This window comes from Ectobacillus sp. JY-23 (genome assembly GCF_023022965.1).
Taxonomy (GTDB): domain Bacteria; phylum Bacillota; class Bacilli; order Bacillales; family Bacillaceae_G; genus Ectobacillus.
Genome location: NZ_CP095462.1, coordinates 2,417,876 through 2,440,771 on the forward strand (window position 1 = coordinate 2,417,876; position 22,896 = coordinate 2,440,771).

A 22,896-nucleotide genomic window follows, 5' to 3' on the forward strand; every position below is an offset into this window, starting at 1 on the left:
CACAGAAGTTATCAACATATCCACAATTCATAACGCTTTATTCTTCTTTTTGTGGATTACATACTACATACATCGCCTTATTTTGACAATATTCACAAGTTGTTGATGAGTTTTCCACATTGTGTATAACAGGAGCAGCCTCAAATTCGTCCACAATAATATCAAGAGCCAGCTCTACGTGCTCTAAGCAACAGGCAATTTTCATTTACATCTCTCCTCATTATCCTATGTTACGGTTGACTATTCATTATCAATAGTTAACCAACCAAAAAACAGGAGAGTCACCTCTCCTGTGAATTAATAATTTTCACCACTTAGTGTAACCGTCGTCGTTTCCTTCTTTGTACCTCGGTAAAATACCAATTTCATCTTATCATTTACTTTTTTGCCGTATAAAAGCGTTCGGAATTCGATAATATTTCGAACTGGCTTTCCATCTATCTCTGTAATTACATCGTATTCTCGTAAGCCTGCTTGTGCTGCAGGAGAAGGACTGCGAACATCTAGTACACAAACCCCTTCTACCACATCTCTTGGAAGCCGCAGAGTCTTTTCAAAGTAGTAGCTTGGAATTTCATTAAGTGAGCGTAATTCTACACCTAAATATGGTCTGCTTATTTTACCGTTCTTCTCAAGCTCGGCAACAATAGGAAGTGCTCTAGCAATTGGAATTGCAAGACCAATACCTTCTACTTCTTTAGCCGCAATTTTCATCGTGTTGATACCAATCAGTTTTCCATCTATATTGACTAAAGCACCGCCGCTATTGCCAGGGTTGATGGCAGCATCCGTTTGTAATACTTCTACCTGCCAGTCGTAATGCTGATCATTGTTTAAATCAACAGGTACAATACGTTCATTAGCGGATATAATACCTTGCGTCACAGTTCCTGAAAACTCAAGACCAAGCGGGTTCCCAATAGCAATTACCGGCTCGCCGCGCTTTACTGTATTGCTGTCTCCAATTTCTATCACTTTCTCGGCGAACTTTTCATCAATTTGAAGAACAGCCAAGTCCATGACTTTATCTCCGCCTAGTAGCTCAGCGGGCACTTTTTTTCCGTTGCTTAAGCTGACCTCAATACGATTAGCACCCTCAATTACGTGATAATTTGTAACAATATGCGCTTTTCCGTTTCCTTTTTTATAAATAACACCTGATCCTGTGCCTGCTTCTGCATCAGATTCAGAAAAGCTGTCTTGTTGAATATTAATAACGCCTACTACTGCATCAGATGCTTTATCAACAGCACTTACAAAGTCAAAACGAACATCACTTGCAGATTCGTCTTTTGCCTGTGCCACGTAATGCCGCGTTTGCCTTGCTTCTGCGTCACCCTCTTGAATAAGACCAAACTTATGAAACGTTGGTATCGCAAAAGCAAATAAAGTAGCGCCTACCAATGCTCCTGCGACACCGGAGAAAATAATTTTTTTATGTCCATCCTTATCATTTCTACGATTAAAATCCATTACGATATCACCTATCCTTTTGGCAAACCTTTTTTATAGTGTTTGCCAAAAGAGCTAATTATACGTATTGAATTTTTGTGGCTTCTTTTGGGTCTGTATCATGCACAAATAAAGAGCGTCCTACATCGATCCCTTTACTTTGTAGTACCTGAGACACAGACATGTTTGCCAGCTCTTTCATATTGTTATCTAAGCTTAAATGCGCCAAATAAATATGCTTTGTTTGATCCGTAATTACATCGTACATGGCCAAAGCAGCATCTTCATTGGATACATGGCCAACATCACTTAAAATTCTTCTTTTAACGCTCCATGGATAGCGACCCATTCGCAGCATTTCTACATCATGGTTACTTTCAAAAATGAACACATCAGAGCCTTTAATAACACCCTTCATCCTGTCGCTCACATATCCTGTATCTGTAATGATAGTGAGCTTTTTATTATCATGATGAAAAACATAAAACATAGGCTCCGCAGCATCGTGAGATACGCCAAAGGATTCTACATCAATATCACCAAATGTTTTTATGGTACCTGTTGGAAAGATAAACTTTTGTTCGGTTGGAATGTTTCCAATTAAGTGTTCCATAGCGCGCCACGTTTTTTCATTCGCATATATCGGGAGCTTATATTTTCTAGCAAGTACCCCAAGTCCTTTTACATGGTCACTATGCTCATGGGTTACTAGAATACCTGATAAGTCGGCTATATTTGCATCTACCTGCTGAAAAAGGGCTTCTGCATTCTTTCCGCTTAGTCCCGCATCGACAAGCAGTTTTTGATTTTCCGTTCCTACATATAACATATTGCCTGTACTTCCACTGGCAAGTACACTGAAATGTAAACTCATTCTTCTTCACTCCATTGTTTATTATCCTTGCCAATGTTAAAAATTTGTCCTTCTCTCGCATTTACAAAAAAATCATCTTTTCCATTAATCATAAAGTGCCAAGTAGGCGCAATGACCTGCGCACCTGAAGAAGGTGTAACAATTGTATAATATCCAATCTCTACTTTCGTTACACGGCTTCCTGGTTTAAGTTCATTTTTAGAGTGAAGAGCCTCTAGCGCCTTCACAGATGTAATAATTTCTTGATCTTTTTTACTTCCTACCATTTCTGAAATATTAGTAAGCATTGTTTGCGTATAAGAAGTAATTTCATCTTTCTCGTTATAGTCTAATACAACCATCGCATCGTTGTTATATAAGATGTTTTGATTTTTATATTGCTGAAAGAAATAAACCTTGCGCTCTTTTTCTTCCGCTTTCCAATACTTATATCTTGTTCCCTCTAATACATATGTGCGTAGAAACTCCTCAAAAAAATACCCCTTATCATTTTTAGGGATAGGAAGTGGTTCTTTTAACTTGCTTACAATCATATTTTCGCTTTCTAAAATTGCGTATTGATTCTTTAAAGAGCGTATTTCTTCATCTTTAAAAACCTTACGTCTACCTGTTATATAAGCTGCTTTGGTAGGTTCTTTTGGAAGTTCAACATACGTGATATTATCTTCCTCAAGTCGCTCTTCAAGTGTGGTAACTGCAATTTGTTCTAACTGATTGTTATTTCGGTTTTCAAAAATTTGATAAACAAGGAAAAGATCTAAGATTAAAAAGGTAATAATAAAAATATTTTTTATTTTAATCCAATCCAATCAGATCTCCTCCTTCTACCCCAGAAAATCGTTTGTAATATATACCTGTTTTCGGTGATTTATAAGCTATTACCCATATCGGCTCTAATTTGATGACGTTGACCGTTCCTCCGCCTCTTCCTGATTGCGGAATAATTTCATATCCTATATAAATGCTTCGCAATTCTTTTGCATTGTGACTTGTCGCATTTGTTAGCTGTGCAATAATAGCACGTCCTGAAGGTAGCATTACGTCTTCTTCTTCACCTTTTAAATTTAGCTGCAGAAGAGGTCTTTCATATTTACTTAATTCCTCTGTTCCCCAGGATTGTTTTAATGCAGCGATTCCGCTTCTTGTAAAAACAGGATAGCTATTATCCACATATAATCGAAAAGAAGTTTGTCCTCTCTTAGCATTCACATCATACAGCCGATACGTATCTGTCCAACCACCGTGACTATTGATAAAATCAATGCTTTTTTGGACTAGGGCGCTACTGCTTACATATCCATTTCCTGCAACAGCAGAGTTTTCATAAGAAATCATACGCTTGTCTTTTTTTACCTGCAAAAGTCTTGTTCCATCAGTATAGCTCTCTTCTGTTTTTGTTTCCTCTTCCTTTACATACCGTGGATCTGTGAACAAAGCATTTTTTAGCATATCCCGGGACATTTCGCTAGCAATGTAAGGGATGCTCGGCATTTTTTGTTCTGTTTCAGGCAAAAAGATTGCGCGCTGGTCACTAACACGATACATAAAATACTTCTGTGCGGCCTTCTCCACAAATTGATTTTGAATCATCTCTAACTGCTGTACTGCGTAACCTGTCATGGTCATTTCATATACCTTTTGATAATCATAGGAGATGAAATAAACCTTCAGTTCTTCTTCCTGTTTATCAGGAGGTAGGTGGATGACGATACGATCAAAGCTGTAAGAGTTTAATCCCTTATGTTTAATGGAAAATATATTTCGCATAGTTGTAAAAGTGATATCTGTATTAAAAACCAACTCTGTTTTAAATTCTCCATGAACAAAAGATAAAAATTCCTCCCTAGGAATTTTATTGGAGATATCTCTGAAGTTATCAAATTCACCCTCTTCCAATGCATGATACATGGCTGCTATATCGGAGCCTTTCATGCTAACAATATGATCATTCTCACGATGTACCAGCATTTGTGTGGGAAAGATGAAATCAGCTACCTTTTTTTGTTGTATTTCAGTATCTTCCTGCACATATTTTTGTTTTGAAGTTGAGTCAGATGCTGGCTGCCATGTCCATAGGCTATAGGATAGAAAAAGACTGATTGCCACAAGGTTTATTAATAAAATGGTTTTAAAGTTTTCAATATTCATTCCCAATCATCCTCTTGCTCTTTTCCAAGCGGCAGGGTGAAGTAAATAGTTGTTCCTTTTCCTTCTTCACTTTTTGCCCAAATATCTCCTCCGTGCGCCTTAATCATCTCTTTAGCAATGGCAAGTCCTAGCCCTGTACCACCCATGCGACGCGATCTCGCTTTTTCAACACGATAGAAGCGGTCAAATATCTTATCTACGTTTTCCTTCGGTATGCCCATACCTTGATCGCTGATACTAATTTCAAGCATATCCGCTCGCTCACGTAAACGATACGTAATGGTACCACCTTCTGGCGAGTACTTTAAAGCATTAGAAATAATATTATATAAAACTTGTGTAATCTTATCTTCGTCTATCTCCATGAAGCGACTCTTTTTAGAGTAAGCACGCTTAAAGGATACATTTTGCTCTTTAGACATTTCAAAGCGGTCAATAATGTTACTAAAGAATTCGGTAAACTCTACCCAATCCTTCATTAATTGATACTCTGTACTATCCATTTTAGACAGTTGAAGCAAATCATTTACAAGACGTATCATACGTTCTGTTTCATCTTGCGCTACAGACAAGAAGTTAGGTGCAATGTTTGGATCCTGCCAAGCGCCATCACTCAAAGCCTCTAAGTAGCTTCGCATCGTAGTAAGCGGCGTACGTAGCTCATGTGAAACATTTGCTACAAACTCACGTCTTTCTCTATCGATTTTCTCTTGTTCAGTTACATCATATAAAACGGCAATAAGACCATTAACCTTACCAGTATCCTTTTGAATAACAGAAAAACTCGCTCGTAAAATATAAGGCTCATCACGTGTACTAAAATCCAAAAGAACTGAATCCGGCTCTTGAAATAGTTGATCTAATGTATATTCTTCTTCAATGCCTAGCATCTCAAGGATTTGTTGATCCAAAGCTGTTTCACGTGAAACATTCAGCATCTTTTCTGCAGGATCATTTAATAAAATAATTCTTCCTTTTCGATCTGTGGCAATTACACCATCTGTCATGTGAGATAAGACAGATGTGAGTTTGCGTCTTTCACTCTCTGTTGAAGCCCTTGCTTGTAGCAACTTTTTTGATAAATTGTTAAACGCTAACGCAAGCTGTCCAATTTCGTCGTAACCGTATACCTTTACTTTACGAGAGTAATTTCCTTTAGCCATCTCCATTGCTTGTCTACGCATATCAGATATCGGACGGGTAATTGTTTGTGCAAGTAATATCCCCAGACCAGCAGTAACAATCAATGCGATGACAGTTCCTGTAGCAAAAATCTGATTGATTTCTTTCATTTGCCCGTATACATCTTCCATTGAAGCTGTAATGTAAATAACACCTTTCGTCTTTTCCTCTACAATAAGTGGTACCACATTTACTTGTACACGTTCACCCTCAGCATTTTGCTCCATTTTAGGTTCAGGTGCATTTCCTGAGACAAGAGCCTGCTTTACTCGTAAATCATTTGTTTTACGCCCGATAGCGGCCTCATTAGAAGAGTTGGATGTTGCCAGCACTCGACTATTTTCATCAATAAATTGAACTTCCTGTACATCATCATTCGGACCTGATATAAAGCTCTTTAAAAGCTTTTGCGTTGCTACACCAATCGGGTCATCCTTTTCTCGTTCCTTAGAAAATTCCCCGCGCAAATTATACGCAAGTAAATCTGTTCGTTTGGTTAATGATGTTTGAAAGTTATCAAGAAGTCTTTTCTCGAGTTCGCCTACAAAATATATGCCAATGATTTGCATGGCCAATAAAATCAAGAGCATATAAATAAGGACGAACTTGAGATGTATAGATTGAAAAAAACCAACTTTTTTCATCTATTATTCCTGCTCTGGATCACGAAGATAATATCCTACACCTCTTCGTGTCACAATGAGTGTGGGATGACTTGGATTATCTTCAATTTTCTCACGTAAGCGGCGTACTGTAACATCTACTGTACGAACATCTCCGAAATAGTCGTAGCCCCACACTGTTTGTAGTAAGTGCTCACGAGTCATAACTTGTCCAAGATGCTTTGCTAGATAATGAAGCAGTTCAAATTCACGATGTGTTAATTCAATGCTCTCTTCGCGCTTTGTAACGCTATATGCGTTTGAGTTAATTACAACCGGTCCAATTATAATTTCTGCGTTTTCTTCTTTTTCTGCGCTGCCAACCTGTTGGTGACGACGTAGGTTTGCTTTAACACGTGCTAATAATTCTCTTGTACTGAAAGGCTTTGTAACGTAATCATCCGCGCCTAACTCCAGCCCTAATACTTTATCAATTTCAGAATCCTTAGCAGTCAACATAATGATAGGCATCTCATATGTTTTTCGAATTTCACGACATACCTCTAGTCCATCTTTTCCTGGTAACATAATATCTAATAAAACCATGTCTGGCTTCTCAGCTTCCACTTTTTCAATGGCTTCTTCACCATCATGCGCCATGACAATCTCAAAGCCTTCTTTTTCAAGGTTGAACTTTAAAATGTCGGCAATTGGTTTTTCATCATCAACGACTAAAATCTTTTTTCCCATCATTTTCTTCATTCCTCCTAGAAATCATTTTTACACAAAAGCCTCTAGCAGAGGCTAGAGGCGTTCTTACTCTTATTTTAAAAGATGTGCATACATTTGTAAAACAGGAACATTGTGAACTCCTAACACTATCAGCCTTAGTGCTTAAATAAGGAGTCTTTTGTTAAATGAACCTCGTTTAATTGTCTATAAAAATAAAAAAGCAGAGCGGGCCCGCTCTGCTTTTTTGAAGTGGCTCGGGACGGAATCGAACCGCCGACACGAGGATTTTCAGTCCTCTGCTCTACCGACTGAGCTACCGAGCCAAACTATCTATGTAAAACCGCCTATGCGGTAAAACAAAATGGCGGTCCCGACGGGGATCGAACCCGCGATCTCCTGCGTGACAGGCAGGCATGTTAACCGCTACACCACGGAACCTAGTATTAAAATGACCCGTACGGGATTCGAACCCGTGTTACCGCCGTGAAAGGGCGGTGTCTTAACCGCTTGACCAACGGGCCATGCATGTGAGCCATGAAGGACTCGAACCTTCGACCCTCTGATTAAAAGTCAGATGCTCTACCGACTGAGCTAATGGCTCATGATGTGAAAAAGTATTCGTGTAACATACTTATAACTTTAAATTGACGTCCTCATCTCAGTATGATTACGCAAGTAGCTGCTCGATGAGTACGCTGTAGCTTCGCTTCGTAGCTTACTCGAACGTGCTCTACCGACTGAGCTAATGGCTCATAATATAAAAAGTATTCGTGCAACACGCTTATTAGTATGTAAACCATTTTAGCTTGACACGAATATCTCAATGACGACAATATTCATATTATCATAGATTCAATTCACTTTGCAATACTTTTTTTAAAAAAATCACAAACAAAAGAACCCACATAAAATGGGCTCTTCTGTTTCTTACTATACCTTACTTTGTCAAGTATAGCAATTATTACACACCATATACGTTACGAATGATGTTTGTTTGGTTACGATCTGGTCCGACAGAGAACATAGATAACGGAATACCTGTTAACTGAGATACGCGTTCCACATAATGTCTTGCGTTTTCTGGAAGTTCGTCTAATGTTTTCACACCAGTGATATCTTCTGTCCAGCCTGGGAGCTCTTCGTAAACTGGCTCACATTGAGAAAGGATACGTAGGCTTGCAGGGAATTCTTGTAGCGTTTCTCCCTTATATTTATAAGCTACACAGATCTTTAATGTTGGGATACCTGTCAATACATCGATAGAGTTCAACGATAAGTCAGTAAGGCCACTCACACGACGAGCATGTCTTACAACAACGCTATCAAACCAACCTACACGGCGAGGGCGTCCTGTTGTTGTACCATATTCGCGACCCACTTCACGAATTTGATGACCAATTTCATCAAATAATTCCGTAGGGAAAGGTCCGTCTCCTACACGACTTGTATATGCCTTACATACACCAACCACGCGATTAATTTTAGAAGGTCCTACACCCGAACCAATTGTTACACCGCCTGCAATTGGATTAGAGGATGTTACAAACGGATACGTTCCTTGATCAATATCTAGCATTACACCTTGCGCACCTTCAAATAATACACGACGACCTTCATCAAGTGCATCATTTAATACGACAGAAGTATCGCATACATATTGTTTAATTTGTTGTCCGTACTCATAATACTCTTCAAAAATATCTTCCATACGGAAGCCTTCTGCATCGTACATTTTTTCAAACAAACGATTCTTCTCTGCTAAGTTGCGCTCTAGCTTCTCTTGGAATTCTTCTTTTTCTAGCAAATCTGCAATACGGATACCAATACGTGCAGCTTTATCCATATAGGCAGGTCCAATTCCTTTTTTTGTTGTGCCAATTTTGTTTGCGCCTTTACGTTCTTCCTCAAGTTCATCCTGTTTCAGATGATATGGTAAAATGACATGAGCACGATTACTGATTCGCAAATTTTCCGTACTAACACCGCGTTCATGTAAGTATGCAAGCTCTTCTACCAAAGCCTTCGGATCAACAACCATTCCGTTACCGATTACACAGATTTTTTCTTTGAAAAAGATTCCGGATGGAATTAAATGAAGTTTATAACGTGTATCATTAAAAACAATCGTATGTCCTGCATTATTTCCGCCTTGATAGCGTGCTACTACTTCTGCATGCTGAGAAAGAAAATCTGTAATCTTTCCTTTTCCTTCATCGCCCCATTGCGTTCCTACAACTACTACTGAAGACATTCAAAGCACCTCCAAATATTTCAAACGATCTCATCAAACACTTACCATTTTACCAAACTGAACAAAGATGTCAATAAAAATACGAACATTTTATTTATATTAACCTTTTTTGTTCGTTCATTTTATAATTGTAGGCTCTGTTAAAGTTCATTGTTGATTTCCGTTACGGGGGTTCGCTTTCCGTGGGCGGTCAGTGAGTCTCCTCAGCGCTATGCGCCTGCGTGGTCTCCCTTTAACTGGCTTTTCCCACAAGGAGTCTTCACCCCTTCACTCCCATCAACAAGTGCAAATGATCAACATTAGGCTTTAACACAACCTAATTTAAAAAAATCAAAGCTTTATATAAATTTTCTATATGCAAAAAAAAAACACATCCTTATCATGTGATGTGTTGTCATTTTTATGCCTGCTTAAGCACCTGGTTCATCGAATCTACGTTCCAGGTTAACAAATTTATTAAATTCTTTAACGAAAGCAAGTTCTACTGTACCAACAGGGCCATTACGTTGCTTCGCAATAATAATTTCAATAATATCCTTTTTTTCAGTCTCTTTATCATAGTAATCATCACGATATAAGAAAGCAACAATATCAGCATCCTGCTCAATACTTCCAGATTCACGAATATCTGACATCATCGGCCGCTTATCCTGGCGCGATTCAACACCACGAGAGAGCTGAGAAAGTGCGATAACAGGAACTTGCAGCTCACGCGCAAGCGCCTTAAGGGACCTGGAGATTTCAGAGACTTCTTGTTGACGGTTTTCTCCACCTTTTCCGTTACCTTGAATGAGCTGTAGATAATCTATAAGGATCATACCTAAACCGCTCTCTTGTTTTAATCGGCGGCATTTTGCTCGGATTTCACCTACACGAATACCAGGTGTATCATCAATATAAATACCGGCATTTGAAAGGCTTCCCATTGCCATCGTAAGCTTACCCCAGTCTTCCGGTGTTAAATCTCCCGTACGCAAACGCTGCGCGTTAATATTTCCTTCTGCACAAAGCATACGCATAACAAGCTGATCTGCACCCATCTCCAAACTAAAGATTGCTACATTTTCATCAGTTTTGGTTGCTACATTTTGGGCAATATTCAAAGAGAAGGCCGTTTTACCTACAGATGGACGTGCTGCAACGATAATGAGATCGTTTCGCTGGAAACCGGCAGTCATTTTATCAAGCTCTGTAAATCCTGTCGGAATCCCAGTAATATCGCCTTTGCGATGATGTAATGTTTCAATCTTGTCATACGTTACAACTAGCACGTCTTTAATATTTTGAAAGGCTTTTGTATTTTTTTGCTGGGCTACCTCTAGAATTTTCTTTTCAGCATCACTTAGTAGTCCTTCAACATCATCTTCACGTTCATATCCTTCTGAAGCGATTGTAGTGGCTGTACGTATTAAGCGACGCAAAACGGATTTCTCCTCAATAATGCGGGCATAAAACTCTACATTTGCAGCTGTGGGAACAGAGTTGGCCAATTCTGCTAAATATGAAACCCCACCAACTTCATCAAGCAAGTTTTGATCGGCAAGTTCTGCAGTGACCGTTACTAAATCAACCGGTTCTCCCTTATCTGAGAGTGTTAAAATCGCCTGATATATCTTTTGATGAGAAGTACGATAGAAATCATCCGGCATTAGTATCTCTGAGGTCACCGTGAGCGCTTCCTGCTCAAGAAGAATAGACCCCAATACAGCTTGCTCGGCTTCTATATTTTGCGGAGGGGTGCGGTCATTGATTTCACTCACTTTAAAAACCTCCTCATACGTAAGGACAGTAATCTTTCAGCTGCTGTGCTGCGAAAAATCACTGCCCCCATGTCTACTTTTCTGCATTCTTTTATTGTTCTGTTACATGTACCTTCAATGTTGCTGTTACTTGTGGATGCAACTTAACAGGAACGTTCGTGTGACCTAACGCACGAATTGCATCATGCATTTCAAATTTACGCTTATCAATTTTAATACCGTGCGCTTTTTGCAATTCATCTGCAATTTGTTTGCTGGTAATGGAACCAAATAGGCGACCACCTTCACCGGATTTTGCTTTTAACTGTACAGTTAACTGCTCAATTTTGCCTTTTAGCTCTTTGCTTTTTTCTAGTTCTAGCTCCGCATCCTTTTGTTCCTTACGTTTTTGCGCATCTAGTGTTTTAACATTTGCATTTGTTGCTTCCTGTGCTAAGCCTTGCTTTAATAAAAAGTTATGTGCGTAGCCGTCAGCAACATTTTTAATTTCTCCCTTTTTACCTTTTCCTTTTACATCTTTTAGAAAAATAACTCTCATGATTTATTTCCCCCTTCTAAATATTCATCAATGGCTTCTTGAAGCCTTTGCTCTGCATCGTCAGGATTGCTGTTTGGTAGTTGAGTCGCCGCATTTGTCAAATGACCACCGCCGCCCAGGCTCTCCATAATCAACTGCACATTTACATCTCCTAAGGATCTTCCGCTAATTCCAATTGTGCTGTCTTTTTTCTTAGCTATTACAAAAGAAGCAGTCACTCCTGTCATAGTGAGCAATGTATCAGCAGCTTGCGCAATTAACACTTGGTCGCAATATTGATTCTCTTCTGCTTTTGCTAAAGCAATTCCATTTTTATAAATATACGCATCTTGAATCATTTTTGCAATCTTTAAGTAATGCTCCATATCTTCCTTCAAGAGCTTTTGCACCAATATCGTATCTGCACCATGTGAACGTAAATAAGAAGCTGCATCGAATGTTCTTGCTCCAGTTCTAAATGTAAAGCTCTTTGTATCAACAATGATACCCGCCAATAAAGCAGTAGCTTCTAACATATTGAGTTTTAACCGTTTAGGCTGGTATTCCAGTAGTTCTGTAACTAACTCTGCAGTAGAAGAAGCATATGGTTCCATATATACGAGCAACGGCTCTTCAATAAATTCTTCGCCGCGACGATGGTGGTCAATGACAACCACGTTCTCAATTTTATCAAGAAGTCGTTCTTCAATAACCATAGAAGGCTTATGCGTATCTACCACTACTAACAAAGAGTCATTCGATGCTAACTCTAGAGCTTGTTCTATACTAATGAAACGTGACCACAATTCATCATTATGTTTAATTTCTTCTACCAGACGTTTTACACCTGTATCCAAATCATTTTCATCAATAACAATATAACCATCCCGTTCATTTAATTGCGCTACTTTTAGTATACCAATTGCAGCACCAATTGCATCCATATCTGGTGCTTTATGCCCCATAATAATAACATGACTGCTTTCTAATACTAAGTCTTTTAATGCATGCGAGATAACGCGTGCTCTTACTCGTGTTCGTTTCTCTACAGGATTTGTTTTTCCGCCATAAAATTTCACCTTGCCTGTTGCTTGTTTAATGGCAACCTGATCCCCGCCTCGTCCAAGAGCTAAATCTAAACCAGACTGAGCAAGTGTACCTAACTCAGGTAATAAGAGCACACCTGAGCCTACGCCAATACTTAATGTTAATGGGATATTGCGTTTAGACATGCTTTCTCTTACCTGATCAAGAATATCAAACTTTCCTTTTTCTAACTGTGTTAAAATACTCTCATTTAAAACAGCAAAAAAGCGATCAGAGGACACACGTTTAAGATAAATACCATACTTGAGAGCCCAATCATTTAAAACAGATGTAACCTGACTTGTGATATTTGTACGAAGTTGATCATCTAGTCCTTGTGTAATTTCATCATAATTATCTAAATAAATGATAGCCAATACCGTTCTTTGATCCTCATACATCTTTTCAATTTGTGTTTGTTCCGTTACATCAAAGAAATATACTAACTTTTCCTCTCTACGAGCAAAGATACGAAACTTACGCTTATTAAGTGTAATAATATCCTCATCTGTTTCTTGACGTACAAAGGAGAGTAAAGTATCGGCTAGGTCATGTAAATGCCAGCCTGCTAAAGAGTATTGTCCGAAGCAAGAAGACAAATAAGGATTAGCCCAGTCTACTCCGTAATTTTTATTGTAAAGTAAAATACCGATAGGCATTTGATTCAAAGCCTCATCATTTACCTTCTTTACTCTTGTCAGCATATCTGATGTGTATTGTTCTAAACTTTTACGGAATAATAATTCAAATTTAATAAGAAAAAATATAACAAGACAAAAGATTGCAAACGCAGAAACCCCCAGGATCCAGTCATAGTACGTAAGAACCGTAATAATAACAAGAGTCAAAAAAGCAAGGGAGTAGATAGGATAAAGAAACTTTTGTTTCTTATAAAACTCTGGCATACGTTCAACTCCCACATAAAAACTTAACCATATTGAAACCTATCTTAATACCGATATCATGAATATAGTGATTGATATTTTATGACTTTATATACTTTCGCAAAGAAAAACCTAAATCAATTATACCTAAGAACGTAACAAGAGAAAATAAAATAGGTACAAACAGTACAAGAATACAGACGAAAATTAATACCCCTTTAGGATATCCTTTTGAGTGAAAAAGAAAAGCTAAGAAAGAAAAGCCCTGCAAAGCCATCAATAGAGGAAATATAATATTTATATTCAATACAGCCATATAAAGATACGAACCTGTTTCTATCTTTACAAAAGCTGCGATTAATATAAAAATGACGTAATAAATTACAATACTTTTCGGGAGACGAAGATCACGAAAAGGGGGCCAAGCAGGTACTTGAAAGCGCAATCTTTTCAAGATAGGACCAGCAAGCAAAATCGTAAACCAAGACATCATAAAACCGCCTAATATAACCATTGAGGGCATAAGATACCCTAATAAAGCGGGCATATCTTTTAACTGCTGTAATTGTTTTTCGTTTGCATTTGCGCCAGTTGCCGCAATAAATTGCTCTGTCATAGCAATTGACTCATTTAACATCTTCTGCATTTGTATAATAAAATTATACTCAAAGAAAATCACACTTACAGCATACAGTATTACTAAATTTAAAACATAAATAATTGTTGCAGTCACAAGAATTTCAGCCGGATTCTTTTTCTTTTTATATAAATGGCCAATTACAATTCCTGCCGTTCCAAAAGTAAGTACATTTGTAATACTTAGAGGGGTAGCTACTAATATGGTAATAACAGAGGCTGCTAATAGTAGCATTAGTGCATATTTCCACTCATATTTTAAAGAAAATATAATAAACGGTAAAGGTAAAGCAAATAGTAAAATAATATTTAAGATCGGTATATACATTGTTGCCAAGAGCAAGATAATGAACACAGCCAGTAAAACGGCGCCTTCAGTAATCAGTCTTGTATTTTTCATCTAAGAATCCTCGCTTTATATAATAAAATACACAGTAGAGGAGACTCTACTGTGTATTTACTAGTTATTATTCCGCAACGTACGGTAAAAGTGCCATTTGACGAGCACGTTTGATCGCAATTGTAAGTTTGCGTTGGTACTTAGCGCTTGTACCAGTTACACGACGAGGTAAGATCTTACCACGTTCAGAAACGAAACGCTTAAGAAGATCTACATCCTTATAGTCGATGTGTGTGATACCGTTAGCAGTGAAGAAGCAAACCTTACGACGTTTACCACGTCCACCTTTACGTCCACCCATAGCCATGTGCAATTCCCTCCATTCTTTGTTTGACTAGATTATATTAAAACGGTAAGTCATCGTCCGAAATATCAATCGGTTGACCTGCATTTGCAAATGGATCATCGTTCCGAGGCGCACTAGGGCGACTATTCCCAGAAGATCCGAATGGGTTAGAGCCTTGATCATTGTAACCAAAGCCCGATGGCTGCGGTGCAAATGAGCCACGCTGCTCGTTGTTTCCACTTGACCTTGTCTCCAAAAATTGAACGCTATCCGCAACAACTTCTGTCACATACACACGTTTACCATCTTGTCCCTCGTAATTACGAGTGCTAAGACGACCGTCCACACCGGCAAGACTTCCCTTTTTCAGGTAGTTCGCCACATTTTCAGCAGGCTTTCTCCATACAACACAGTTAATAAAATCAGCTTCGCGTTCGCCTTGCTGATTTGAGAACGTGCGATTTACTGCCAACGTGAAAGTAGCTACCGCGATGCCATTTGGCGTATAACGCAATTCCGGATCTTTAGTTAAGCGACCTACGAGTAAAACGCGATTCATCATCCGAACCACTCTCCCCTATATATCTTATTCTTGACCTTTTACGACGATATGACGGATGATATCTTCGTTGATCTTAGCCAAACGATCGAATTCTTGAATTGCAGCTGCATCAGAATTTACGTTTACAAGCATGTAGATACCATCACGGAAATCGTTAATTTCATAAGCTAAGCGGCGCTTACCCCACTCTTTAACGTTTTCTACTTCTGCACCATTGTCCTTCAACACGTTGTTGAAACGCTCAACTACAGCTTTTTGAGCTTCCTCTTCCATGTTTGGACGGATGATGTACATGATTTCGTACTTTTTCATCACTGTCACCTCCTTTTGGACTAAACGGCCCGAAACGGGCAAGGAGCAATTTTTGTAATCACTCACGAGTTTAGATTATATCATAGTAAGTTAGGGGAAGCAACTCATACAAATAGAAAAAACTTGGCAATATAATAATTAGATCGCCAAGTCTTATTACAACTTTTACTTAAATAAAAACCCATACATCTAGTGATTCCATTGCAGGGGTTTGCTTTCTGCGGACAATCAAAGAGTCTGATTCCTAATTCCCACGGCTTAACAATATGAGGGGGCACTCATTCAAAGAGAACACCACATTATACATTAAAACGGAAGTGCATAACATCGCCATCTTGTACGATGTATTCTTTACCTTCCAAACGAACGCGTCCTGCTTCGCGAGCGCCATTCATAGATCCATATTGCACAAGATCCTCATATGAAACAGTTTCCGCGCGAATAAAGCCGCGTTCAAAGTCTGTATGAATGACACCTGCACATTGTGGTGCTTTCATACCTTTACGGAATGTCCATGCACGAACCTCTTGTACACCAGCTGTAAAGTATGTTGCCAATCCAAGTAGGTGATAAGCTGCACGAATCAATTGATCAAGTCCTGACTCTTCAATACCTAGCTCTTCTAAAAAGGCTTTCTTTTCCTCTTCATCAAGCTCGGAAATCTCGGCTTCAATCTTTGCACAAACAACAATAACTTCAGCATTGTCCTTCGCAGCAAATTCACGCACCATTTGTACGTATTCATTACCACTTGGATCAATTACATCGTCCTCACCAACGTTGGCTACATAAAGCATTGGTTTGATTGTCAGTAAGTGCATGCCTTTAACAACCTTCATCTCTTCTTCTGTAAACTCAACTGTACGGGCTGGTTGATCATTTTCAAAAGCTTCCTTCAACCTCACTAAAATACCATGCTCGTACGCAGCATCTTTATCGCGCTGTTTGGCAAGCTTTGCAACACGATCAATGCGTTTTTCAACCGACTCAAGATCAGCTAAAATCAACTCTAGGTTAATCGTTTCAATATCTGCAATTGGATCTACCTTACCTGCTACATGAGTAATATTTTCATCCTCAAAACAACGTACAACCTGACAGATCGCATCTACTTGACGAATATGAGAAAGGAATTTATTACCAAGACCTTCCCCTTTACTTGCTCCTTTTACGATACCTGCAATATCAGTGAATTCAAACACAGTCGGTACAGTTTTCTTTGGTTGTACCAATTCTGTTAACTTATTTAAACGCGCATCCGGCACCTCAACAATTCCTACGTTTGGATCAATTGTACAAAATGGATAGTTTGCAGATTCTGCACCTGCTTGCGTAATCGCATTAAAAAGAGTAGATTTACCTACGTTCGGTAATCCTACAATACCAGCTGTTAAACCCATTGTTTTCAACTCCTATAAACAGTCGTAGCACCAGCGTTCAGCACCACCAACCACATATTTTTTACCTTCCATCATTATAGTGAGTAACACAGCAATTGACAAGTGAAGAAGAAACGGGGAGCGAACCTCTGTAGCTTAATATTAAGGCTGTTTTAAAGTTTGTTGTTACTTTCCGTTACAGGGGTTCGCTTTTCTATGACAGTCAGGCTCATCAGCACGATTCGTCTGCGGGGTCTCCTTTTGACTCGCTTTTCCCACAGCAGGATCAGGCTTTAACACAACCAATATAAAAAGTGGAAGCGTTTCTTTCAGCCACAAAAAATAGACTGCATCTCTGCAGTCTACTCCTCATGTTTAACTAAAATCTTTTTTATTTTACGCTGAAATTCTCGGCGGGGAATTAAAACAGAATGCGAGCACCCTTCACACTTAATACGTACATCCATTCCCATTCGAATAATCTTCCAGCGGTTGGCGCCGCATGGATGAGGCTTTTTCATTTCCACCACATCATGCAAACCAAATTCCTTCTGTTCCATGCCAAACACCTCTTATATTTAATTTACTTGCTTACTGCCCATTTCCTCGCGGTTGTACAATACCATACGTGGATATGGAATTTCAATACCATGTTCATCTAGCCTTAGTTTAATTTCTTTTCGTAAAGCTCGTGAGATAGCAAAGTGTTGCATTGGTTCAACCTCTGATACAACACGAAGTATAATCTCGGACGCACCTAGGCTTTGAACACCTAGCAGCTCTGGACGTTTTACCATCTTTTCATATTTCATTGGTAATTCATCTAATAAATCCTCAATTACTTTTTCGGCGCGATCAATATCACTTTCATAGGAGATGCTTACGTCAACAAAGGCTACGCTGTTGCTCAATGAAAAATTCGTTACTTCTTTAATACTGCCATTTGGCAAGATATGAAGTTCTCCAGTCCAACTTTTAATTTTCGTTGTACGAAGTCCAATTTCTTGTATCACACCTTCAAACTTACCTAATCTTACATAGTCACCTACTGAAAATTGATCTTCTAATAAAATAAAAAATCCTGTAATTACATCGCGAACTAGGTTCTGTGCACCAAAACCAACTGCTAGACCAATAACCCCAGCACCTGCCAGTAAACCTTTTGTTTCAATACCTAATACACCTAAAATCATAATGACTGCTACAAAGAATACTACGTATGTAATGACATTTTGAAGCAGCTTAGCGACTGTATTTGTTCTTCTCTCTGAAATCTGAAGAGGCGATTTACTGTTAATACGAAACGCATTTTGAATAATTGCTTTGCCTACCCGAATTACAATACTTGCAATGGCGATAATGAATATAATTTTTAAAATGCCTAACGAAGCACTAATCCAAACATCTGGATTGGTGATATACGCTACAAAGCTGTCATATTTATCTTGAAACCAACTCATTTTATTACCTCTCTTTACTACACGAATACGATTGATATTTTTATATGTGGGGGCAAGGAAGGTCTACAAATTATATCCTTACCTTACGTAAGCGCTAAACACTGTCCAGTTCAGCACTATTATTATTGTAACAGAAATTTGTATATCATCCTTAAAATTATGTTTACATTTTCTTTATTTTTTATGTCTTATATCCAGGTATAAAAAGGAAGGTTTGTATATATACTGATACTATTATGCCAAAGGATGGATGAACTTGAATATAGGATCGTTTCGTTTAAAATATCCTTTCATAGAAAAAGAGCCCGCTCCTGTTTTCTATGATGAGGAAGCTGCTAGCCTTCGTTTAGGACACACGATTTCCTCCTACATCCCAGAGCATTCTCAACCTATCGTTTTTGTTTGTATCGGTACAGATCGTTCAACAGGAGACTCATTAGGTCCTTTAGTAGGTTCTAAACTCCTAGAAAAAAATATTCGTAACTTTCATGTGTACGGTACATTGGACGAGCCTGTTCATGCTTTAAATTTAGAAGAAACATTGGTCACTATTCAAAAGGAACATGTAACACCATTTATTGTAGCTGTTGATGCATGTCTTGGTAAATCCCAGAATGTGGGTGCTATTTCTATAGGGAAGGGACCAAGTAAACCAGGAGCCGCGATGAATAAACAACTGCCTGCAGTAGGTAATATCCACATACACGGTATTGTAAATATTCACGGATTTATGGAATTTTTTGTCTTACAAAACACAAGATTGAGCTTAGTAATGAAAATGGCAGATACTATTGCTAAAGGTATCCAAAGAGCCGATTATGCTTTATCATATCATAAATAAACAAACCATCTAAGATAGATGGTTTGTTTACGTTCGCTTTAGTAAGTCTAAAATTCGTTCTAAATCTTGTTCATTTACAAATTTAATCTCAATTTTACCTTTATTTTTAGACTCTTTGATAGTCACTGCAGTACCAAAATAATCTCTCAGAAGAGACTCTTGTTCTTGAATAAAGACATTCTTTTGTTTTTTTGTTCTTGTTGTTTCACGTGGAACATGTTCGTTCAGCTGTTGAATTAGTTTCTCGAGCTGACGAACACTTAAATCTTCTTCTTGGATTTGTTCTACCAACTTATCCAACTGCTCTTTTTGTTTCAAACCCAGTAAAGCTCTTCCATGGCCCATAGAAATTACCTGACGAGAAATTGCATCTTGTATGTTCTCTGGCAAAGATAGAAGCCGAACATGATTTGCAATATGGGGACGGCTTTTACCAACACGCTGTGCTAATTGTTCTTGTGTTAGATTTAATGCTTGCATGAGCTTTTCATATGCTTTTGCTTCTTCTATAGGTGTTAAATCTTCACGCTGTAAATTCTCAAGAAGCGCTAACTCCATCATTTGTTGTTCTGTAAATTCTCTAACAACAACCGGGACCGCTTGAAGTTTGGCCTCTTTTGCTGCTCGGTATCGACGTTCACCAGCAACAATTTCATATCCCTTTATACTTTTTCTAGCTATAATAGGCTGTAAAATTCCGTGTTCAATAATAGAATCTTTCAATTCTTGTATAGATTGTTCTGAAAAATATTTACGCGGCTGATAAGGATTGGGACGAAGTTGTTTTAATTCTATTTCTTTAACTACTTCTTCCTCTTGCGCTTCTAAATTATGAAAAAACGCTTCAATTCCTTTTCCGAGACCTTTAGCCACCTGCGATCACTTCCTTTGCTAAATCTAAGTATACTTCAGACCCCTTCGACTTAGCATCATACAGCATAATTGGTTTTCCATGACTAGGTGCTTCACTAAGGCGAACATTCCGGGGAATTATAGAACGATACACTTTATCTCTAAAGTATTTCTTTACTTCATCAATTACCTGTAGCCCTAGATTGGTTCGTGCATCTAACATAGTTAACAACACACCCTGTATGGAAAGATCTTTATTTAGATGCTTCTGTACAAGACGTACTGTATTCAATAGTTGACTTAATCCTTCTAGTGCGTAATATTCACACTGAACAGGAATGATAACAGAATCTGAGGCTGTAAGAGCATTTAAAGTCAATAAACCAAGAGATGGCGGACAATCAATAATAATATAATCATATTCATCTTGGATAGGTTGTAATGCTCTTTTTAAACGTACTTCTCTTGAGATTGTAGGAACAAGCTCAATTTCTGCACCGGCTAACTGAATAGTAGCTGGAATAACATATAATCCCTCAATAGCTGTAGGTTTAATAACTTCCCTAATTTCCGCATCCTCTACTAACACATTATATACACAGCGATCTAAATCGGATTTTTCAATTCCGACTCCTGTAGTTGCATTTCCTTGTGCATCAATATCAATAAGTAACACTTTTTTACCTAAACACGCTAATCCAGCCCCTAAATTTACAGAAGTTGTAGTTTTGCCTACGCCCCCTTTTTGATTAGCAATTGAAATGATTTTTCCCATGATGTCACCTACCCTCAAACTTTCTCTCCGATTTCCTTTTACACATTCTATTAAACTAGTCTTATTGTAACATGAATAGATTGTTTTCTGATTACTTCTGTATAAAACTTCAAAACTTATTTCTATATTCCTGCCTCTGTTGGCATATAAGTTTATACAAAAGTACATGGGGAGATATACTGAGCATGCAAAAAGAGCCTTTAAAAAGACTCTTCTTGGTGGTGATTTAACGTTTTTTTGGTATCTTTATGGTAATTTGATAATATTCATCAAACTCTTCTTCTTCGGAATTAATTGTAACGCCACTATTTTCAACCATCTGAAGAGATTGCCGAATGGTGTTCATGGCGATTCTCATGTCACGACTTACAGCTTTACGCTTCGCTTTCGGTTTTGGTGCTTCCTGTTCTAAAATCTTTGTAACACGTTCTTCTGTTTGTTTTACATTTAACTGTCTGTCTATAATTTCTTGTAACATTTTTAATTGTAATTCTTCTTGTTTTAGCGGAATTAAAGCTCTAGCATGTCTTTCTGTAACCTTTTTTTCTAGCAACGCGTCTTTAATTTCCCCGGGCAATTTCAACAAGCGCAGTTTATTTGCAACTGTTGATTGTCCTTTTCCAAGCCGTTGTGCCAAAGCTTCTTGTGTAAGATTATGTAAATCAAGAAGTTTCTGATAAGCAATAGCTTCTTCAATTGAAGTTAATTCTTCTCGCTGCAGATTTTCAATAAGTGCAACAGAAGCAGTTTCAGCATCGCTCATATTTTTCACAATAGCAGGAATTGTTTCCCACCCTAATTTATTAACTGCTCGAAAACGTCTTTCCCCGGCAATAATCTCATAACGATTTGCCTCGTACATTCGAACCACGATAGGCTGAATAATACCATGTGTACGAATGGTTAAAGCAAGTTCATCAATTTTAGCATCATTAAAAACCGTTCTAGGCTGATAACGGTTTGGTACAATATGACTCACTGGAATTTGCTTAACTTCGTCGTATCGCTCTTCAATCTCTTCGGTAATACTCTCTTTTTCTCCCAATCCGAAGAAGCGCGAAATTGTGTTTTTCATTGTACTCCACCACCCTTAAAAATCCTATTGATTGCTTTATACAAAACGTTTCACGTGAAACATAAAGATACGTTATTCAATTTTGCCTTGTGTTAAGGATTAATTTTCAATAGGTAATTTATTCGGCATACCTGGCTTACGTGGATATTTCTTAGGAGTCTTTCTCTTTTTATCTATGATGATAATATTTCGTTCGCTATCCTCAATTGGTAAACGAAACGTTGCTGTATTGCGAATTTCTCCGCCTAACACTTGAACAGCATGCTTGCCGTTTTCCAATTCTTCTTGTGCAGCTGCGCCTTTCATAGCAATAAATACCCCGCCTACTTTAGCAAGAGGTAAGCATAGTTCACTTAAAACAGACAATCTTGCAACAGCTCTTGCAGTCACAATATCAAAAGTTTCACGAATTCCTTCTTTTCGGCCAAACGTTTCTGCTCGATCATGATAAAATGCTACATTTTCTAGACCTAATTCAGCCGCCAGGTGATTCAAAAATGATATTCGCTTTTGTAAAGAGTCTACAATTGTAACCTTAAGGTTTGGAAAACATATTTTTAGAGGAATACTTGGAAATCCAGCTCCCGCTCCTACATCGCAAACTGTATATTCTTTTGATAAATCATAATGAAACGCAGCTGTTACAGAATCAAAAAAATGTTTTAAGTACACTTCTTCTTTCTCTGTGATAGCTGTAAGGTTCATCTTTTCATTCCACTCAACAAGCGTCTTATAATATATTTCAAATTGTTGCAATTGAAGAGGAGAAAGGGTAATTCCCTTTTCTCCCAGCATAGATTGAAATTGCTCTATATTCATCGCTAAATCTC

The 22,896-nt window shown here is 38.2% G+C and carries 22 protein-coding genes, 4 tRNA genes and 1 pseudogene; 1 reads left to right on the plus strand and 26 read right to left on the minus strand.

The features are described 5' to 3' along the window. Positions 1–37 precede the first annotated feature (37 nt). The 22 genes and pseudogenes from MUG87_RS12395 to MUG87_RS12500 all read right to left on the minus strand — a co-directional run. A complete protein-coding gene (locus MUG87_RS12395) occupies positions 38–205 on the minus strand; it encodes a CxxH/CxxC protein (protein WP_247082566.1) in 168 nt (55 codons plus the stop codon). 92 nt (positions 206–297) lie between these two features. Continuing rightward, positions 298–1,473: a S1C family serine protease gene (locus MUG87_RS12400; protein ID WP_247082569.1), complete on the minus strand. Its 1,176-nt coding sequence runs from the start codon at positions 1,471–1,473 to the stop codon at positions 298–300. 58 nt (positions 1,474–1,531) lie between these two features. Then, entirely contained in the window at positions 1,532–2,326 is a 795-nt protein-coding gene (locus tag MUG87_RS12405; protein WP_247082570.1) for an MBL fold metallo-hydrolase, read from the minus strand. Beyond that, positions 2,323–3,135, minus strand: a complete 813-nt coding sequence (locus MUG87_RS12410) for a two-component system regulatory protein YycI (protein ID WP_247082572.1) — start codon at positions 3,133–3,135, stop codon at positions 2,323–2,325. Before MUG87_RS12410 ends, MUG87_RS12405 begins: the two co-directional genes overlap by 4 nt. Then, positions 3,122–4,474 (minus strand): YycH family regulatory protein, encoded by a 1,353-nt coding sequence (yycH, locus tag MUG87_RS12415; RefSeq protein ID WP_247082574.1) that lies wholly within the window; start codon positions 4,472–4,474, stop codon positions 3,122–3,124. Before yycH ends, MUG87_RS12410 begins: the two co-directional genes overlap by 14 nt. Then, a complete protein-coding gene (gene walK / locus MUG87_RS12420; protein WP_247082576.1) occupies positions 4,471–6,300 on the minus strand; it encodes a cell wall metabolism sensor histidine kinase WalK in 1,830 nt (609 codons plus the stop codon). Before walK ends, yycH begins: the two co-directional genes overlap by 4 nt. A gap of 3 nt (positions 6,301–6,303) precedes the next feature. Further along, a complete protein-coding gene (gene yycF, locus MUG87_RS12425) occupies positions 6,304–7,011 on the minus strand; it encodes a response regulator YycF (protein ID WP_124565763.1) in 708 nt (235 codons plus the stop codon). 229 nt (positions 7,012–7,240) lie between these two features. After that, positions 7,241–7,313: transfer RNA gene (locus tag MUG87_RS12430), tRNA-Phe, on the minus strand. 39 nt (positions 7,314–7,352) lie between these two features. Beyond that, positions 7,353–7,428, minus strand: a tRNA-Asp gene (locus tag MUG87_RS12435). A gap of 11 nt (positions 7,429–7,439) precedes the next feature. After that, positions 7,440–7,511 (minus strand) — tRNA-Glu (locus MUG87_RS12440). A gap of 7 nt (positions 7,512–7,518) precedes the next feature. Then, a tRNA-Lys gene (locus MUG87_RS12445) sits at positions 7,519–7,591 on the minus strand. A 360-nt stretch (positions 7,592–7,951) separates the two neighbouring features. Next, a complete protein-coding gene (locus tag MUG87_RS12450) occupies positions 7,952–9,241 on the minus strand; it encodes an adenylosuccinate synthase (protein ID WP_247082578.1) in 1,290 nt (429 codons plus the stop codon). A 410-nt stretch (positions 9,242–9,651) separates the two neighbouring features. Further along, positions 9,652–11,001 (minus strand): replicative DNA helicase, encoded by a 1,350-nt coding sequence (dnaB, locus tag MUG87_RS12455; RefSeq protein WP_247082580.1) that lies wholly within the window; start codon positions 10,999–11,001, stop codon positions 9,652–9,654. Positions 11,002–11,092: 91 nt separating this feature from the next. After that, on the minus strand, positions 11,093–11,539 hold the full coding sequence (gene rplI / locus MUG87_RS12460; RefSeq protein ID WP_247082582.1) for a 50S ribosomal protein L9: 447 nt from the start codon (positions 11,537–11,539) through the stop codon (positions 11,093–11,095). Further along, positions 11,536–13,509 (minus strand): DHH family phosphoesterase, encoded by a 1,974-nt coding sequence (locus tag MUG87_RS12465; protein ID WP_247082584.1) that lies wholly within the window; start codon positions 13,507–13,509, stop codon positions 11,536–11,538. Before MUG87_RS12465 ends, rplI begins: the two co-directional genes overlap by 4 nt. Positions 13,510–13,588: 79 nt before the next feature. Beyond that, positions 13,589–14,524, minus strand: a complete 936-nt coding sequence (locus MUG87_RS12470; protein WP_247082586.1) for a YybS family protein — start codon at positions 14,522–14,524, stop codon at positions 13,589–13,591. A gap of 67 nt (positions 14,525–14,591) precedes the next feature. Next, positions 14,592–14,825, minus strand: a complete 234-nt coding sequence (rpsR, locus tag MUG87_RS12475; protein WP_124565771.1) for a 30S ribosomal protein S18 — start codon at positions 14,823–14,825, stop codon at positions 14,592–14,594. Positions 14,826–14,868: 43 nt separating this feature from the next. Continuing rightward, positions 14,869–15,372 (minus strand): single-stranded DNA-binding protein, encoded by a 504-nt coding sequence (gene ssb, locus MUG87_RS12480; protein ID WP_247082588.1) that lies wholly within the window; start codon positions 15,370–15,372, stop codon positions 14,869–14,871. Between the two features lie 24 nt (positions 15,373–15,396). Next, positions 15,397–15,684 (minus strand): 30S ribosomal protein S6, encoded by a 288-nt coding sequence (rpsF, locus tag MUG87_RS12485; RefSeq protein WP_247082590.1) that lies wholly within the window; start codon positions 15,682–15,684, stop codon positions 15,397–15,399. A gap of 299 nt (positions 15,685–15,983) precedes the next feature. Continuing rightward, entirely contained in the window at positions 15,984–17,084 is a 1,101-nt protein-coding gene (gene ychF / locus MUG87_RS12490) for a redox-regulated ATPase YchF (protein ID WP_247082593.1), read from the minus strand. 341 nt (positions 17,085–17,425) lie between these two features. Continuing rightward, complete coding sequence (locus MUG87_RS12495; protein WP_247082595.1) at positions 17,426–17,623, minus strand: DUF951 domain-containing protein; 198 nt, start codon at positions 17,621–17,623, stop codon at positions 17,426–17,428. Between the two features lie 18 nt (positions 17,624–17,641). Continuing rightward, positions 17,642–18,439, minus strand: a pseudogene (locus MUG87_RS12500) (mechanosensitive ion channel family protein); the annotation flags it as partial. Between the two features lie 340 nt (positions 18,440–18,779). Between MUG87_RS12500 and yyaC the strand changes: the two are divergent. Beyond that, entirely contained in the window at positions 18,780–19,364 is a 585-nt protein-coding gene (gene yyaC, locus MUG87_RS12505) for a spore protease YyaC (RefSeq protein WP_247082598.1), read from the plus strand. A 27-nt stretch (positions 19,365–19,391) separates the two neighbouring features. On the opposite strand, the gene MUG87_RS12510 is transcribed toward yyaC, so the two are convergent. From MUG87_RS12510 to rsmG, 4 genes are all read right to left on the minus strand, one after another. Next, on the minus strand, positions 19,392–20,237 hold the full coding sequence (locus MUG87_RS12510) for a ParB/RepB/Spo0J family partition protein (RefSeq protein WP_247082600.1): 846 nt from the start codon (positions 20,235–20,237) through the stop codon (positions 19,392–19,394). After that, positions 20,230–20,991 (minus strand): ParA family protein, encoded by a 762-nt coding sequence (locus MUG87_RS12515; protein WP_247082602.1) that lies wholly within the window; start codon positions 20,989–20,991, stop codon positions 20,230–20,232. Before MUG87_RS12515 ends, MUG87_RS12510 begins: the two co-directional genes overlap by 8 nt. A 226-nt stretch (positions 20,992–21,217) precedes the next feature. After that, positions 21,218–22,066 (minus strand): nucleoid occlusion protein, encoded by an 849-nt coding sequence (noc, locus tag MUG87_RS12520; RefSeq protein WP_247082604.1) that lies wholly within the window; start codon positions 22,064–22,066, stop codon positions 21,218–21,220. 99 nt (positions 22,067–22,165) lie between these two features. After that, positions 22,166–22,885, minus strand: a complete 720-nt coding sequence (gene rsmG / locus MUG87_RS12525) for a 16S rRNA (guanine(527)-N(7))-methyltransferase RsmG (protein ID WP_247082606.1) — start codon at positions 22,883–22,885, stop codon at positions 22,166–22,168. Positions 22,886–22,896: the final 11 nt, after the last annotated feature.

What these genes read in the sequence shown, in the direction of transcription:
- MUG87_RS12400 (WP_247082569.1), bottom strand. Translation starts at nt 1,473, where the DNA reads ATGGATTTTAATCGTAGAAATGATAAGGATGGACATAAAAAAATTATT.
- noc (WP_247082604.1), bottom strand. Translation starts at nt 22,066, where the DNA reads ATGAAAAACACAATTTCGCGCTTCTTCGGATTGGGAGAAAAAGAGAGT.
- rpsF (WP_247082590.1), bottom strand. Translation starts at nt 15,684, where the DNA reads ATGAAAAAGTACGAAATCATGTACATCATCCGTCCAAACATGGAAGAG.
- rpsR (WP_124565771.1), bottom strand. Translation starts at nt 14,825, where the DNA reads ATGGGTGGACGTAAAGGTGGACGTGGTAAACGTCGTAAGGTTTGCTTC.
- MUG87_RS12515 (WP_247082602.1), bottom strand. Translation starts at nt 20,991, where the DNA reads ATGGGAAAAATCATTTCAATTGCTAATCAAAAAGGGGGCGTAGGCAAA.
- ssb (WP_247082588.1), bottom strand. Translation starts at nt 15,372, where the DNA reads ATGATGAATCGCGTTTTACTCGTAGGTCGCTTAACTAAAGATCCGGAA.
- yycF (WP_124565763.1), bottom strand. Translation starts at nt 7,011, where the DNA reads ATGATGGGAAAAAAGATTTTAGTCGTTGATGATGAAAAACCAATTGCC.
- walK (WP_247082576.1), bottom strand. Translation starts at nt 6,300, where the DNA reads ATGAAAAAAGTTGGTTTTTTTCAATCTATACATCTCAAGTTCGTCCTT.
- MUG87_RS12450 (WP_247082578.1), bottom strand. Translation starts at nt 9,241, where the DNA reads ATGTCTTCAGTAGTAGTTGTAGGAACGCAATGGGGCGATGAAGGAAAA.
- MUG87_RS12405 (WP_247082570.1), bottom strand. Translation starts at nt 2,326, where the DNA reads ATGAGTTTACATTTCAGTGTACTTGCCAGTGGAAGTACAGGCAATATG.
- MUG87_RS12495 (WP_247082595.1), bottom strand. Translation starts at nt 17,623, where the DNA reads ATGGAACAGAAGGAATTTGGTTTGCATGATGTGGTGGAAATGAAAAAG.
- MUG87_RS12465 (WP_247082584.1), bottom strand. Translation starts at nt 13,509, where the DNA reads ATGCCAGAGTTTTATAAGAAACAAAAGTTTCTTTATCCTATCTACTCC.
- rsmG (WP_247082606.1), bottom strand. Translation starts at nt 22,885, where the DNA reads ATGAATATAGAGCAATTTCAATCTATGCTGGGAGAAAAGGGAATTACC.
- MUG87_RS12470 (WP_247082586.1), bottom strand. Translation starts at nt 14,524, where the DNA reads ATGAAAAATACAAGACTGATTACTGAAGGCGCCGTTTTACTGGCTGTG.
- yycH (WP_247082574.1), bottom strand. Translation starts at nt 4,474, where the DNA reads ATGAATATTGAAAACTTTAAAACCATTTTATTAATAAACCTTGTGGCA.
- ychF (WP_247082593.1), bottom strand. Translation starts at nt 17,084, where the DNA reads ATGGGTTTAACAGCTGGTATTGTAGGATTACCGAACGTAGGTAAATCT.
- rplI (WP_247082582.1), bottom strand. Translation starts at nt 11,539, where the DNA reads ATGAGAGTTATTTTTCTAAAAGATGTAAAAGGAAAAGGTAAAAAGGGA.
- MUG87_RS12395 (WP_247082566.1), bottom strand. Translation starts at nt 205, where the DNA reads ATGAAAATTGCCTGTTGCTTAGAGCACGTAGAGCTGGCTCTTGATATT.